At 45.9% G+C, this 15,313-nt stretch carries 13 protein-coding genes, 5 tRNA genes and 1 riboswitch; of the genes, 12 read left to right on the forward strand and 6 right to left on the reverse strand.

Going from position 1 to position 15,313, the window contains the following annotated elements; translation table 11 throughout:
* The 8 genes from BLU30_RS04880 to BLU30_RS04915 form a co-directional block, all read left to right on the forward strand.
* The coding region (locus BLU30_RS04880) for an NlpC/P60 family protein (protein WP_143024205.1) at nt 1-1,926 on the forward strand (1,926 nt) is incomplete at its 5' end.
* A gap of 365 nt (nt 1,927-2,291) precedes the next feature.
* On the forward strand, nt 2,292-3,395 hold the full coding sequence (gene wecB / locus BLU30_RS04885) for a non-hydrolyzing UDP-N-acetylglucosamine 2-epimerase (RefSeq protein ID WP_090244054.1): 1,104 nt from the start codon (nt 2,292-2,294) through the stop codon (nt 3,393-3,395).
* Nucleotides 3,396-3,584: 189 nt separating this feature from the next.
* Complete coding sequence (locus BLU30_RS04890; RefSeq protein ID WP_242873514.1) at nt 3,585-5,987, forward strand: cation-translocating P-type ATPase; 2,403 nt, start codon at nt 3,585-3,587, stop codon at nt 5,985-5,987.
* Nucleotides 5,988-6,036: 49 nt separating this feature from the next.
* Nucleotides 6,037-6,113, forward strand: a tRNA-Pro gene (locus BLU30_RS04895).
* 15 nt (nt 6,114-6,128) lie between these two features.
* Nucleotides 6,129-6,205, forward strand: a tRNA-Ile gene (locus tag BLU30_RS04900).
* 10 nt (nt 6,206-6,215) lie between these two features.
* Nucleotides 6,216-6,291: transfer RNA gene (locus BLU30_RS04905), tRNA-Phe, on the forward strand.
* Nucleotides 6,292-6,453: 162 nt separating this feature from the next.
* Entirely contained in the window at nt 6,454-6,723 is a 270-nt protein-coding gene (locus tag BLU30_RS04910; protein ID WP_090244056.1) for a type II toxin-antitoxin system Phd/YefM family antitoxin, read from the forward strand.
* A gap of 4 nt (nt 6,724-6,727) precedes the next feature.
* On the forward strand, nt 6,728-7,039 hold the full coding sequence (locus tag BLU30_RS04915; protein ID WP_090244058.1) for a type II toxin-antitoxin system RelE/ParE family toxin: 312 nt from the start codon (nt 6,728-6,730) through the stop codon (nt 7,037-7,039).
* On the opposite strand, the gene folK is transcribed toward BLU30_RS04915, so the two are convergent.
* From folK to folE, 4 genes are read right to left on the reverse strand one after another with little or no spacing between them, the layout of a single operon-like run.
* A complete protein-coding gene (folK, locus tag BLU30_RS04920) occupies nt 7,036-7,869 on the reverse strand; it encodes a 2-amino-4-hydroxy-6-hydroxymethyldihydropteridine diphosphokinase (RefSeq protein WP_090244060.1) in 834 nt (277 codons plus the stop codon). The genes BLU30_RS04915 and folK overlap by 4 nt on opposite strands.
* Nucleotides 7,870-7,881: 12 nt before the next feature.
* Nucleotides 7,882-8,688 carry a dihydropteroate synthase gene (gene folP, locus BLU30_RS04925; RefSeq protein WP_090244062.1) on the reverse strand — a complete coding sequence of 269 codons (807 nt, stop codon included), beginning with the start codon at nt 8,686-8,688 and terminating at the stop codon, nt 7,882-7,884.
* Nucleotides 8,689-8,697: 9 nt separating this feature from the next.
* Nucleotides 8,698-9,177 (reverse strand): HD domain-containing protein, encoded by a 480-nt coding sequence (locus BLU30_RS04930; protein WP_090244064.1) that lies wholly within the window; start codon nt 9,175-9,177, stop codon nt 8,698-8,700.
* 5 nt (nt 9,178-9,182) lie between these two features.
* Nucleotides 9,183-9,740 (reverse strand): GTP cyclohydrolase I FolE, encoded by a 558-nt coding sequence (folE, locus tag BLU30_RS04935; protein WP_090244066.1) that lies wholly within the window; start codon nt 9,738-9,740, stop codon nt 9,183-9,185.
* Nucleotides 9,741-9,857: 117 nt separating this feature from the next.
* Nucleotides 9,858-9,954: riboswitch (THF riboswitch) on the reverse strand.
* Between the two features lie 141 nt (nt 9,955-10,095).
* Between folE and polA the strand changes: the two genes are divergently transcribed.
* From polA to BLU30_RS04955, 4 genes are all read left to right on the forward strand, one after another.
* Nucleotides 10,096-12,747 (forward strand): DNA polymerase I, encoded by a 2,652-nt coding sequence (gene polA, locus BLU30_RS04940; RefSeq protein ID WP_090244067.1) that lies wholly within the window; start codon nt 10,096-10,098, stop codon nt 12,745-12,747.
* Between the two features lie 13 nt (nt 12,748-12,760).
* Nucleotides 12,761-13,360 carry a dephospho-CoA kinase gene (coaE, locus tag BLU30_RS04945; RefSeq protein WP_176770830.1) on the forward strand — a complete coding sequence of 200 codons (600 nt, stop codon included), beginning with the start codon at nt 12,761-12,763 and terminating at the stop codon, nt 13,358-13,360.
* 79 nt (nt 13,361-13,439) lie between these two features.
* A tRNA-Leu gene (locus BLU30_RS04950) sits at nt 13,440-13,527 on the forward strand.
* Nucleotides 13,528-13,566: 39 nt separating this feature from the next.
* Nucleotides 13,567-13,641: transfer RNA gene (locus BLU30_RS04955), tRNA-Gly, on the forward strand.
* A gap of 119 nt (nt 13,642-13,760) precedes the next feature.
* Here the strand turns inward: BLU30_RS04955 and BLU30_RS04960 are convergent.
* Both BLU30_RS04960 and BLU30_RS04965 read right to left on the reverse strand, forming a co-directional pair.
* Nucleotides 13,761-14,432, reverse strand: coding sequence for a helix-turn-helix domain-containing protein (locus BLU30_RS04960; RefSeq protein WP_090244071.1), 672 nt, complete (start codon nt 14,430-14,432; stop codon nt 13,761-13,763).
* Between the two features lies 1 nt (nt 14,433).
* A complete protein-coding gene (locus BLU30_RS04965; protein WP_090244073.1) occupies nt 14,434-15,264 on the reverse strand; it encodes a carbon-nitrogen hydrolase family protein in 831 nt (276 codons plus the stop codon).
* Nucleotides 15,265-15,313: the final 49 nt, after the last annotated feature.

The following is a 15,313-nucleotide window of genomic DNA, read 5'->3' on the forward strand; positions in this document are numbered from 1 at the left end:
GAAGGAAGCCGTTATTATTTCACAACCGAAGGATACTATGCGTTAACAGGTGAGCAGAATATTGATGGGAAAAACTACGCATTTGATGAAAATGGTGCTTGTAAAATCAATACTTTTAGTTCGGTTGGAGAAAAAGTATACTATACAGATGCTTCAGGCCAAAGAGTCAAAGGAATGAATCAAATTAATGGCAAAATTTATTATTTTGATTTGGATACTTGTGAATTATATACGGGATGGAAATTTGTTAATGAGCTTTATAAAACCAGCACCTATTATTTTGATGGAATGAATGGTGCTTTTACAGGGTGGAGAATAATTGATAATAAAACTTTTCTTTTTGATGACAATGGAAGAATGACTGTTGGTTTAAAAATAATAGAGGGGAGACGTTATTATTTTGATATTATTTCTGGAGAACTCCAAAGTGGATTAGTAGAAGTTTCAAAAAATAATTATATGTACTTGTATACAAACGGGTACTTTGCAAAAGGTTTGTTTTGTATCAATAATGACTATTATCTATTTAATAATAATGGTATTGCGGTATCTGGATGGCAGGAAATTGATTCAATTAAATATTATTTTGATCCTAATACAAAAAAAGCATTTAAAGGTTTCAGTGAAATAATGGGTAAGAAATACTATTTTGATCCTATTTCGGCAAAAATGTTGTGTGGCCGGCAAAAAATTGAGGAGCAATGGTACAATTTTGGAACAGATGGAGCAATGTGTCATGGCTATGTTCAAAAGAATTCTAATTCTTTTAAACCAGGATATTACTATGATACTGATGATGGACATGAAATATCAGGTGTTATCGAACTAGAAAACGGATATAATTATTACTTCGATGATACAACTCATTGTCTTGTACTAGGTCAAAATAAGATAATAAATATTAATGGAATTAATTTTCATTTATATGAATCTGGAATTGTTACTTTTGAAAACCAGCTAAATAAAAATTTGCGTAAGGAAAATGATCAGATTTACTATTACGATGATAAAGGAATTAAATGTACGGGAATTTATTATATTGGGGAGAAAGCTTATTATTTTACTGATAATGGCATTTACAAAGCGACTGAACCCAAAGATGTTTTTAATGACGGAAGATATTACTTCTTTGATTCATCAAGAGGTGGTTTATTAGGTGCCGTTGGTGGTGAAATGCGAACTGGTCTTGTTCGCATACAAAATAAAGAATATTATTTTAATGAAAAGGGTGTAATGCAAACAGGTATTATTGAAGTGAATGGTGAAGATTATTGTTTTTTGAAAGGAGGAGGAATTATCGGAAGTTCAGGCATACAAAAAGATCCTAAGAGCGGTAATAGTTATTATTTTGATCGATATGGGAGAGTAAATAGTGGTTTGAATTCACAAAATAGTACTTTGTTTTATTTTGATAAGAAGAATGGAATGTTGAAAAACCAAACAATAAAAATTGATGGTGTTAATTATAGTCTTGATGAGCGGGGCTATGCTACTATTGAAAAGATAGGCTCTGAATCTGATCAACAATCAAAAATTATTGAAAAAGGATTGGAATGGTTGGGAAGATCTTACGATATTGATACTGGTATATATTGTAGTAGTTTAGTTTCTTATGCTTTAAGTGCTATTGATATTCACACTGAAGGTATGTTGTCATGGGAACAATGCTTATATTTTTTACATGATGATTCAATTGCAATAGTTGAAGATATAAACCATGCAAAAGCAGGTGATATTCTTTTCTTTCAAGATGCTAATTGTGTTGAAAAGAACTGTCAAATGGAGGGAGAAATACATCATTCTTCTATCTATTTAGGAAATGGGAAGGTATTAGAGGCATCTAATGCTGAAAAAAAAGTAGTTGTTCACGATTTGTTTTCAACAGATATGTTTTCAGAAGTGTTGATCGTGAGGCCATGGAAATAGGACTGAAAATAATAGGAGCAATTTTAATGAAGACAGGAGAGGGGGTGGACTCGATGTGTATCAAGTTAAGAAAACAAACACGCCTACAACTCAATTAAAACCGTAGCTTTTGCGCCTTGGAGAGTGAGGGGCAATTCTTTATTCATCAGCGCCTGGGGTCCGGGGGGAATCTTTTTTATCCGCTCCTCGACCGCGCGATGACACTTTGTCTACACTTTGAAACAACTTCTTTTAGGGTTGTGTTTGATTGTTTTTAGACAATTCAATTATTTATTCTGTTTTGAACAAAAAACCTGTAGAACAAAGGCTTTAGGCGTTTTATTAATGCCTAATATTTATATTAAAATGATGAGGAAAATTTTTGAATGAAAACTATTATGCTTGCTTTTGGTACACGCCCGGAAGCTATAAAAATGTGCCCTTTGGTTAATGAATTAAAGTTACGGGTCGGAGTAAAAAGCGTCGTTTGTGTAACTGGTCAGCATCGCCAAATGTTGGATCAAGTTCTTAGAGCCTTTGATGTGATTCCTGATTATGATTTATCAATTATGAAAGATAAGCAAACACTATTCGATATAACAACAAATATTCTTGAAAAAATTAATTTTGTATTAGATGATGTAAAACCGGATATTGTATTGGTTCATGGTGATACGACAACGACCTTTGCAACGGCGCTAGCTTGTTTTTATAAACAAATACCAGTTGGGCATGTTGAAGCAGGCTTACGAACCTATAATATTTATAGTCCTTATCCAGAAGAGTTTAATCGTCAGGCTGTTTCAATTATTGCTAAGTATAATTTCGCACCTACGGAATTATCAAAGGATAATTTGATACAAGAAGGTAAAGATGCAAAAAGTATCTACATTACAGGAAATACGGCAATAGATGCTTTGAAAACGACGGTGCGTGAAGACTATACTCATCCTGAATTAGTGTGGGCAAAGGATAGCCGATTAATTATGATCACGGCACATCGACGTGAAAACCTTGGAGAACCGATGCATAATATGTTCCGTGCAATTCGTCGTGTGATGGATGAACATCCAGATGTTAAAGCCATTTATCCTATTCACATGAATCCCGTGGTTCGTAAAGCTGCTAGAGCAGAATTAAAAGGTTGCAAAAGAATCCATATTATTGATCCACTGGATGTTCTCGACTTTCACAACTTTTTAGCTCATAGTTTTATGATTTTAACGGATAGTGGCGGAATTCAAGAAGAAGCACCAAGCTTAGGTAAGCCGGTGCTTGTAATGCGTGATACGACAGAACGGCCAGAAGGAATAAAAGCGGGTACCTTAAAATTGGTTGGTACAGATGAAAAGGTAATTTATGATAATTTTAAACTTCTTTTAGAAAATAAAGAAGTTTATGAAGCGATGTCAAAAGCAAGTAATCCTTATGGGGATGGATTTGCGTCCAAAAGAATAACAGATATTATAGAGGAAAAAAATTTTTTATAGAATAAAACATTAATGTGGAATCCGGATGGAGACTTTACTTTGCACGTTATCTCAATAGAAATCGTAGCGGTGGGCAATGTTACTGCCGCTTCTTTTTTTTTTGAATTCCTTCAAATTGATGATGTGCTATCCTTAAGCTTTAAATGATACCATATCTCCCCAAACAGAAGATGAAAGGCGAGAATAGGAATGATGGAAAGAACACAGCACATGGAATATGCGCAAAAGGGGTTGGATAGGCCAGAGGTTGAGCGGCTAAAGGCAGAGGGGAAGACGAATGTCCAGCCAGAATCGAAGACAAAATCAGTTTCTCAGATTATTCGGGATAATACCTGCACCCTTTTTAACCTGCTGAATGTGATCCTGGCAATGATGGTTATTAGTGTGGGATCCTATAAAAATGCCCTTTTCATCAATATTATCGTGATTAATACAGTGATTGGTATCGTCCAGGAAATTCGTGCCAAGAGAACGGTCGATAAAATCTCCCTGCTGTCGGAGCCTAAGGCCCATGTGATCCGGTGTGGTCATCCTGAAACCATTGCGTTGGAGGAAATCGTCCTGGGTGACTTGGTAGAGCTCAAGGCGGGGAACCAGATTCCGGCGGATTCGATCGTGGTCAGCGGTGATATGGAGGTGGATGAATCATTGCTGACGGGTGAGGCTGATGCTATTATGAAAAAATCCGGGGATACCGTGCTTTCTGGCAGCTTTGTGGTGTCGGGGAGGGCGCGGGTCCAGGTAATTCGGGTGGGAAAGGATAATTATGCCACAAAATTGGCGGAGGATGTCCGAACCCTGCGCAAACCCAATTCCGATATTATGCGGGCCTTGAAGCTGATTACTAAATTTGTGGGGATTATCATTGTTCCGGTGGGAATCGCTTTGCTCTTTCTTTCCTTACAGGTCCAGGGTCTGGACATTCAACAATCGGTGACGACGACGGTGGCGGCCCTGGTGGGGATGATTCCCGAGGGATTAGTGCTCCTGACCAGCATCGCTCTGGCAGTGGGGGTTATCCGACTAAGTCGATATCGGACCCTGGTCCAGGAGCTCTATTGCATTGAGACCCTTGCCCGGGTGGATGTGCTTTGCCTGGATAAAACCGGGACCATTACGGAAGGTTCCATGGAATTAAAGACCATGGATGTTTTGGGGGATTGTCAGGAGACCTCCCAGGCCTTAAAGGCCCTCATCGCCAATTTATCGGATGATAATCCGACCTTTGTGGCCCTCCAAAAGAGCTTGAAGGGGAAGGCTCCGGATTGGAAAGCGACCCAGATCGTACCCTTTTCCTCCGCTCGAAAATACAGTGGGGCATCCTTTGAAGATCACGGGGCCTATGTTATGGGGGCGCCGGAATTTGTACTCAAAGAACGGTATGCCGAGGTGAAGGCGCGGGTGGAAGCCCAGGCGGCACTTGGCTATCGGGTGCTGGTACTCTGCCATTCCGATTTGGCCTTTAATGGGGATTCTGGTCTGCCGGAGGATCTGAGGGTGATGGCACTCTTAGTGATTGGGGATAAAATCCGGCCGGAAGCCCGGGAGACCCTGGAGTATTTTGCCGATCAGGGTGTGGAAATTAAGGTGATTTCCGGAGATAATCCAGTGACGGTGTCAGAGGTGGCCCATCGTGCTGGTCTTAAAGGATACGAGCGTTTCGTGGATGCGTCGACGCTGTTGGATGAGGCTGCGGTGGCTAAGGCCGCCTCAGAATATACGGTGTTTGGACGGGTAAGCCCGGAGCAAAAGAAGGTTTTAGTGGATGCCCTGAAGGAATGCGGGCATACGGTTGCCATGACAGGGGATGGGGTGAACGATGTCTTGGCCCTTCGGGATGCGGATTGCAGCATTGCCATGGCCAGTGGCAGCGATGCGACGAAGCAGGTCGCCCAGCTGGTGCTGTTAGATTCCAATTTTGCCAGCCTGACCCAGGTTTTGGCCGAGGGGCGGCGTGTCATTAATAATATTACCCGGGCGTCCTCTTTGTTCCTGGTGAAAACGGGTTTTTCACTGATTTTGGCCTTGTTAGTCATTTTATCCAATGATTTATACCCCTTTGTCCCCATTCAGCTGACCTTGATTAGTACGGTGACCATCGGGATCCCATCCTTTTTTCTGGCTCTGGAGCCGAACCATGCCATTGTTTCAGGGGAATTTCTGCAAAATGTGCTGCGAAAGGCGCTGCCGGGTGCATTGACGGATGCCTTGACCATTGGGGTGGTGGTTTGGATTGGGGGGCTCATGCATTTCTCCAATGCCCAGATTTCATCCATTGCGACGATTTTATGTGGGACCGTTGGCCTTGTTATTTTATACGCGGTATGCCAGCCCTTGGATAAAAAGCGGATTGTTCTTTTTCTGGGAATGGTTTTCCTGTTTGTTATGGCGTTGTGCTTCTTCCCGTGGTTTTTCGCCATTATGCCGATGCCGGAGATGTCATTGCCGATGCTCCTTGTTTTAGTGCCAATGATGCTTCTGACTTATCCCGTTATGCTTTTAATGCGTCGGTTTGTGGGGTGGCTGGACCGATGGTATGGGCAGAATAAAAAAAATCGCAAAATATTCCAAAGAAACGATAAAAGCGCTTGACGGGGAAGGGAATATTTGTTATTATTATCGAGTCGCCGAGAGCGGCTGTCGAGGTGTAGCGCAGTTTGGTAGCGCACCTGGTTTGGGACCAGGGGGCCGAAGGTTCGAATCCTTTCACCTCGACCATTTTTTAATTTAGGGGGGCCTTTAGCTCAGTTGGTTAGAGCGGCCGGCTCATAACCGGTAGGTCCTGGGTTCAAGTCCCTGAAGGCCCACCATTTTGTTTTTGCCCAGATAGCTCAGTCGGTAGAGCAGGGGACTGAAAATCCCCGTGTCGGTGGTTCGATTCCGCCTCTGGGCACCATTTCCAGATAAAATATTGAGAGAAAAAGCCAGATTGATGGGTGATCAGTCTGGCTTTTTGGTTTTTTTGAAAGAAAAAAAAGAAAAAATAAGGCATAACAATGAAGTCTTGAAATAATAGTCAAATTGCGATATAATACGACTATCTCAAGGAGGTGTAGAAATGAGACCAGAAATACGACCTTCCGCTGATTTGCGGAATCATTATAGTGAAATATCAAAGCAATGTCGGGAAACGCGCGAGCCAGTCATCATCACCGTCAATGGACGGGGGGATACGGCAGTTCTGGGGTTACAGGACTACTATCAGATGAAAGCAGAGCTGGAGTTATTAAAAACCTTAGCCGATGCGGAATTGGATGTTACCGAGGGGCGGACAGCATCCATGCAAGCCACCTTCGATTCTTTACGCAGTGATTTACAGGAAAAATAGTCAGATGAGCTATAAACTGAGACGGACGGATACGGCAGAAGAACAAATTCGAAGGATTATTTTCTATATTGCAGACAGTAGCGGTGATTCAGCGGTGGCATTGCGTTATTTAGACCGGTTAGAAGAAGCCATTCATCGATTGGAGAATTACCCTTATTCGGGCTCTTATCCACGGTATTCTATTCTTAAGAAGCAAGGTTATCGTGTGTTAATTATTGGAAATCATCTGGTTTTCTATAAAGTTTTTGAAGCTGAAAAAACCGTGATGATTTATGCCGTCGTTGATGCACGACAAGAATATCGTCATTTAATTTAAGCCCTTTTCAATTCATCACTGTTAACCTGCTGGCATAACACCGCCACCGTCTTCCCCAATACCGGGTGCCGTACCCAGGGGGCAATTTGGGCCAGGGGAACCAGCACGAAATCCCGGAGGTGCATTTCAATATGGGGAATATGAAGGGTCGGGGTATCCAGGACCAAATCGTCGTAGAGGAGGATATCCAGGTCCAGGGTGCGGGGGCCCCAGTGGATTATCCGCTCACGATGGGCGTTGGCCTCTATGCCCTGGAGGACATCCAGGAGCTCCTCGGGGGGGAGGAGGGTGTGCAGGGCCAGGGCACCGTTTAAAAAGTCATCCTGATCGAGGACGCCGTAGGGTGGGGTGACGCGATAATCCGATACAGCCATAACGCTGCAATCTTCCCGGGAATCCAGGGTCTTTACGGCGGTGTCCAGATGATCTTTTTTATCCCCCATATTGGAGCCCAGGGCGATGTATGCGGTATGCCAACCCCGGGTGATTTCCACTGATGCGGTCTCTAAGGGGAGTCCGATGGGAGCCCAGGGCTTTTCAATGAGGATATCGATTTTGGTAATTTTAGAGAATTGGAGGAGCAGCCCCTGGGCCAATTCTTCAGCCAGGGTTTCAAGGAGCTTAAAGACATTGTTTTCGGTGAGGGACTTGATAAACTGGCAGACTTCTCCGTAATTAATGGATTGGGATAAATCGTCGGTGAGGCCGGCCTGTCGCGTGTTGATGTGCAGCGTTGCCGAAATGACGAATTTTTGGCCAAGGACATTTTCTTCAGGGAAAACCCCGTGCTTGGCAAAAACCTCTAATTTCTTAATCCGTATTTTATCCATAGATGCCTCCTTTTATCGGGCCAGAATGGCCTGGGTCATTTGGATGATCCGCTTGTTTTCCAGCACATCATGGACCCGGACGAAGGCGCAGCCTCTCATCAGCCCGATGACGGTGGTGGCCAGTGTTCCCTCAACCCGTTCATCGGATGGAAGGTGCAGGGTATTGCCGATGACGGATTTTCTGGAGGTGCCTAAAAGAATGGGAAGGCCCAGGACCTTGAGGGCATCCAGATGGTTGATGGCGGCAAGGTTTTGATCCTGGGTTTTTCCAAAGCCGACACCAGGATCGATCATGATATTGGTCTTAGGAATGCCGGCAGCCTGGGCCAGGGTAATGGACTCCAAAAGGTCCGCCGCCATGTCCTTAAGAAAGTCGGTGTAATCTGCTTCCCGACGGTTGTGCATGAGGCAGCAGGCGGCGCCGTGGGCAGCGGTGATTTGGGCAATGGTGGGATCGGCTTTAAAGCCCCAGATATCATTGACCAGGTCGGCACCGGCCTGGAGGGCAGCTTTTGCCACAGGGCCTTTGTAGGTGTCGATGGAGATGGGGATATCGAATCGGGATTTAACAGCAGTGACGATGGGGGTGATGCGGTCGATTTCTTCAGCATCAGAAATTTTCTGATGGCCTGGTCGGGTGGATTCACCGCCAATATCGATGATGTCTGCTCCCTGGTGGATCATTTCTTCGGTGTGAGCAAGGGCGGCATCCAGGCTGTTAAACTGGCCGCCATCGGAAAAAGAATCCGGGGTAACATTCAGGATTCCCATAATGTAGGTGTGGTTTTCTGTGTCAAATTTTCGGTTACCAATAATCATTGTTGCCTCCTATAGGGTCAAGGTGAGGTTTTTTTTGCTGTCTGGCCAGTGACAATCCTTTATGGCCGGGCATGCAAAACAGCAGCGAGAGGCTTTATCTGCCCGGTAGAGATAGTTCGATAAGGGGGTATCCCTAGCGTCAGCGTCCCGGTGATGGCGGATTGCCCCTTGAATTTCGGTGATTTCTGGGGAAGAAAAGCCACAATCTTTTAGAATAATACCGGTTAGCCTTGCGCTGGCTTCATGGTGGGGCGTTCCCTGGGTCTGTTCCTCGTAGCGGCCGATATCGTGGAGAAGAGCGGTGGCATAAAGGTGCTCCTTTGGCAGGCCGGCGCCTTCCTCCAAATTATAAATAACCATTAATCGCGCGACGTCTAAGAAATGTTCCAGGGTATGCCGGCAAAAAATACGGTCGGCTTCTGCGCTCTGTAAAAGGCGGTAGTGCTCTGTGTACAGGGGGTGGCAGCGGATTTTTTCGATCCGGTCCATCGCCATTACCCCCGGACTATTTGCAGAAAGGTTTGCTGAAGGGCGTAATCCTCGGCAAAAACACCCCGGACCATGGTGGTGACGGTTTGGGCGCCGGGCTTTTGGACGCCCCGCATGGTCATACACAGATGCTCGGCTTCAAGCACGACCATGACACCCTTGGGGTGTAGGTGGGTTTCCAGTGCCTCTGCAATCTGGGCTGTCATGTTTTCCTGAATTTGGGGCCGCCGGGCAAAAACCTCGACGGTTCGGGCCAGCTTACTCAGACCGGCAACCTTGCCGTCTGGGATATAGGCCACGTGGGCTTTGCCGTAAAAGGGGAGAAGGTGGTGTTCGCAAACAGAGTAAAAGGTAATATCCTTTTCGAGAACCATGTTGTTATTGATTGCCTGAAATTGGGTGTTCAAATGGACTGCAGGGTCCTCGGTCAATCCGCCGTAAATTTGTTCGCACATCCGGGCGATGCGGTCCGGGGTCTGAAGCAGACCTTCCCGGTTGATGTCCTCACCGATGCCTTCCAGCATAAGCCGGACACCTTCTTTAATTTTCACAGAATCCATCATTTCTTATACCTCCTTAAATTTCGGAATGTCAGGTACAAAAAACATCCCGTTGTATAAGTCTTTGAATAAATAATAATTCATTTCCCTTTACAATCGAGATGGTTGTCATCTGTGTATAGCAATGGGTGCGGACTTCATATCGTAAGACATACTTTTCGTTTCGACGGCAACTCCCCATCCGTTGAACACTTGACGCACGAAATCCTATTTTGCATATTATTTATTTGGAAACAGTATAGCACGATTGGGTGGATGAATTCATTAAATTTTCTTTTTTATTTTTCAGGGTATAATTTTCTATCATAATTAAAAAAATTTGTTATAATAGGAATTAATACGAAGGGGAGGAGCATACATGAGAAAAAAAAGTATCTTAATCGATGGGAATAGCCTGTTATACCGGATGTTTTATGGTATTCGGGAAATGACGACAGCAAAGGGGGTGCCCACCAATGCCATTTACGGCTTTGTCGGTGTCCTGGTAAAAATTGAGCAGGAATATCGTCCGGATTATTTCGGTGTCGCCTTTGATTTAAAAGCTCCCACCTTCCGTCATGAAAAATATACCGATTATAAAGCCGGGCGGGATAAAATGCCCGAGGATTTGGGATCTCAGTTCGTTTTGTTAAAAGAGCTCCTTCGGAAAATGGAGGTGCCCATCCTGGAGCTATCTGGCTACGAGGCCGACGATATCATCGGGACTTTGGCAAAGGAGGGAGAACGCCAGGATGCGGATACCTTCATTATTACTGGGGATAAAGATTCCTTCCAGCTGGTGGATGATCGGATTTCTGTTTTGTACACGACTACCCGCAGCGGCAACCAATTTACCACAGTGGATGCGGATTATATCATGGAGCGCTATGGGGTAACTCCGCCAGAGCTCATTGATGTGAAGGCCCTTATGGGGGACCCCTCAGACAATATTCCGGGAGTGGCGGGAATTGGGGAAAAAACAGCCATTAAGCTAATTAAAGCCTATCACACCATTGATGGCCTGTACGATCATATTGATGACCTTAAGGGAAAGCAGAAGGAAAAGCTGGTGGATGGCCGGGAATCGGCCTATGAAAGTCGGTTTTTAGGTGAGATCTGCGTGATGGCACCGGTGGAGAAGCATATTGAGGATTTGGCCTTTGACGGGATGTTTACGGATAGTGCCAAGGAGATGTTAGCCGAATTAGAGTTTAAGTCAATCCTTAAAAAGGTGGATGGGGCAGATGCCGTATTGACGGCACACCAGGGCGATATGTTGCCCTTTACCCTGATTGAGGACCAGCGCAGCCTTATGGGGCTGCTGGGGCAGATCAACCAATTCAGCCGTGTTTTTATCTATGCCTTAGAGGAGGGGGATGCCCTCTGGATGGCCCTGCGGGCGGGGAGTCAGTATTATTTTTTACCCAATGCGGCCATGGTAGAGGCTTTTATCGGAGGCTTAGCGGATATTCCTGTGGCCGATGATGTTGAAATCATTGGTCAGGATTTAAAGCAGCTGACCCATATTTTTAATCGCTTTGGGGGATGTATTCCTAATTATACCTTTGACACCATGATTGGAGGCTATTTACTGAATCCCTCGGACAGCCGATATCATTTATCGGCGTTGGCCGCTAAATATCTGGATGAGGCCCTGCCAGACGACGAGGAATTTTTTGGGAAGGGTAAAACCAAGAAAGCGGCAGAGGATATTGACGTCGGGGTATTGGCGCCGTACACCATTCGCCTCTGTGATGCCCTCTATCGATTGTGGAAACTTCTGCCTGAAAAAATTGAAGAGGATGGCATGACTTGTTTAATGGACACCATTGAGCTGCCCCTTCTGGCCATTATGGCTTCCATGGAGGAGCTGGGCTTTACCATTGACGTTGGGGCTTTGGAGGCATTGTCCCATTCCTTTGAAAAGCGGCTTCTGGAGCTTACCCAGGAGATTTATGATTTGGCAGGGGAGACCTTTAATATTAATTCCACCAAGCAGCTGGGTGTGATCCTTTTTGACAATTTAAAGCTGCCGGTGATTAAAAAAACAAAGACAGGATATTCTACCAGTGTGGAAGTACTGGAGGAGCTGAAGCTCTTCCATCCCATTATTGAAAAAATTTTGGAATATCGATCCCTCTCGAAGCTTGACGGGACCTATGGCAAGGGGCTGATTAAGCTCATTGACCCCAAGACCCACAGGGTGTATTCAACCTTCAATCAGACGGTAGCGGCCACCGGGCGGTTGAGTTCATCGGACCCGAATTTACAGAATATACCGGTTAAAACAGAGCTGGGGCGGGAAATCCGTCGGGTGTTCATTCCCTCGGCACCAGACCGAATCCTGGTGGATGCGGACTATTCCCAAATTGAGCTGCGGGTTCTGGCCCATCTCTCTGGGGATGAAAATCTGATCGATGCCTTTAAAAAGGAACAGGATATCCATACCCGCACAGCTTCAGAAATATTTGGAGTGCCCATGGATGAAGTTACGAGGGAGCAGCGTGGTCATGCCAAGGCCATCAATTTTGGGCTGATCTATGGCAAACAGGCCTTTAGTCTTGGGAAGGAGCTGGGCATCAGCCGAAAGGAGGCCCAGGATTATATTGATACGTATTTTGCCCGTTACCCCAAGGTGGCGGCGTATATGGAAAATGTGGTCACAGAAGCGAAGGAGAAGGGCTATGTGACAACGCTGTGGGGCCGACGGCGCTATCTTCCAGAGATCCACTCCCGTAACCGGATGCTGGTTCAATCCGGGGAACGCATGGCCTTGAATACACCCATTCAGGGAACGGCGGCGGATATCATTAAAAAAGCAATGATTACCGTATCTGCCCGTCTCGCCCAGGAGGGGCTAAAGGCAAAATTGATTCTCCAGGTTCACGATGAGTTAATTGTGGATGCTCTGGAATCCGAGCAGGAACAGGTACTATCCATTTTGATCCAGGAGATGGAGCGTGCAGCGGTATTGTCTGTCCCACTGACAGTGGATGCCCATTGCGGCCATTCTTGGTATGAGGTCAAGTAAAGCAGGAGAGCACATGAAAGTTATTGGTTTAACAGGCGGCATCGCTTCAGGTAAAAGCACGGTATCCCGGATTCTTCGCGAGGAGTTCGGGATCCCCATTGTTGATGCAGATCAGATTTCCCGGGATGTGGTGGCCCCAGGGGGGGCTGCCTTGGAACGCATTGCAGAGGCCTTCGGATCGGAATACCTTCTGCCCGGTGGTGGGCTGGACCGTAAACGCATGGGAGCTTTGATCTGTGAGGATACCAAGGCCAAAAATCGTCTGGAAGGTATTCTCCATCCTATTATTGAGCACCATGTTGAAAATATTATTGCGGATTATCGCGCCAGGGGAACGGATTTGATCGTCTATGACTGCCCCCTTTTACTCGAGGCCAGACAGGAACGTTTTGTGGATTCGGTGGCCTTGGTGGTAACGGATATTGCCCTGCGGGTTCGGCGGCTCATGGAAAGAGATGGGATTACAGAGGATGAAGCCAGGAAAAAAATCGCCATTCAAATGTCAGATGGGGATAAACAGCGGTACGCCGATTTTCTGATTTCCAATGATGGGGATGAAGAGGCTCTGAGAGAGGCGCTTTCACGGTTGGTCATGCGCTGGAAAAATTGTTGATTTTTTTGAAAAAAGTACTTGCAATTCAGAAATGCTTTGGTTATAATAATGCTTGTCTTCTTTTAGAGAGACAAACAGTGCGAGGATGGTGGAACTGGCAGACACGCAGGTTTGAGGGACCTGTGGCCAATGCGGCTGTGAGGGTTCGAATCCCTTTCCTCGCACCATGTAGTATTGAATATGCGAAGTATGAATAATAAAAATATGCGGAAGTGGCTCAGTGGTAGAGCATCGCCTTGCCAAGGCGAGGGTCGCGAGTTCAAATCTCGTCTTCCGCTCCATTAGAAAACCAAGCTCGATTGAATCGGGCTTTTTTTATGCTTTAAATCAACTTCATAAACGAAAAGCCACAGATTCTTTCAGAGGGGTCTGTGGCTTTTGTCTTTGAAATTTATGCCTTTTAAAAGTATTTTTCGAAGCAATGCTGAATATAAACAACTTCGCCAATGATATGGATCTCATCCCGTTTGATATGGCAGCACTGGGCATCGTAATCAGGGTTATGGGGCTGGAGAATAACATAATCATCCTGAAGGACGACCTTTCGGATGATGAGATCCTCCCGGTTGATGTGGAGAGCCATGGCGGCTCCTGGCCTCAAAGTGGTATCCAGGCGAATGATGGCCTGGGCACCTTGCCCCAGTGTCGGGGCCATGCTGTCATCTGGTATTTGGAAGGCAAAGACCGCTCCCCACTTAGCTACCTTCTCCACGGGCAGACGCAGGGATTCCCCGGTGCGGGTATTGGAGAAAAGGGGAATCTCATACCGAATACAGTCAAACACGGCAACCTCGGAATAGGCATCGGCTGAAACTGTATCCTCTAAAATGATTTCACTTTCATAGCGGTTAACAGGTTCCCCCATGAGCCATTGGGGATTGACGTCAAAGTAAGCGGCCATTTGCTGGATGGTGGTTATTTTAGGTGCCATTTCACCCCGGGTATAGCGTGAAATGCTGGGGGGGGAGAGATTAAAGGTCCGCCCCATGGAATAGGTGTTTTCCTGGGCTGCATCCATCAGGGCCTTGAGCCGCTCGCCAAAGATGGCTTTGTTGATTTTAGGCTTTGTCATTTCAATGCCCACCCTTTGTGATACAGTCGTAAAGATCAGTACGCCGGGAGGAGAGAATGGGAAGTTCCTGTCGGACTTTATTCACCAGATCAAAATCTAAGGTGCCATAAAGAATACCCGGATGCTCATCTAGAGCCGCGACGATATGGCCCCATGGGTCTATCAGGGAGGAATGTCCCCAGGCACAATATTCGGCTTCTGTGTCCCGGGCTGAGGAGCAGGCTGCCACGTAGCATTGGTTATCCACTGCCCGGGCCCGGAGGGTTAAATCCCAGTGCAGGAGACCGGTGGTCATGTTAAAGGCGGCGGGAATCACCATCAGCTGTGCGCCTTGATTCGCCATGATGCGGAAAAGCTCTGGAAAGCGCAGGTCAAAACAGATGGCGACCCCAACGGGGCCAAATTCAGTTTGGACGACCGTGATGCTATCACCAGCGGAAAGGACCCGGGATTCCCGGAAATGGATGCCCCCTTCGATGGCGACATCGAAAAGATGAATTTTACGGTGATGCCCGATGCATGCCCCCCTTCGATCAAAAATATAGCAAGTGTTGTAAATGCGTTTATCGACGCGCTCGGGGACGCTTCCGGCAAAAAGATAGACCCCGGAATCGGCGGCCAGCTGGCTGAGCTGGCCATAGATATAGCCTTCTATGGGCTCGGCCACTCGGCTGAAATTGCCATGGCAATAGGGACAAACAAACATTTCTGGTAAGACAACGAAATCCGCACCTTCTCCAGCAGCTTTTTCAACCATTGCTTTGGCTGTATTTAAATTGGTCTCCAAATGATTAATGGGTGTCATTTGGCAACAGGCGATTTTTGCTTTCATATTTTCCTCCAGTTCATATTCGTATTATACCCTATCCTTTAAAAAGAAG

Origin of the sequence: Eubacterium barkeri (assembly GCF_900107125.1) — a bacterium.
Taxonomy (GTDB): Bacteria; Bacillota; Clostridia; order Eubacteriales; family Eubacteriaceae; genus Eubacterium_O; species Eubacterium_O barkeri.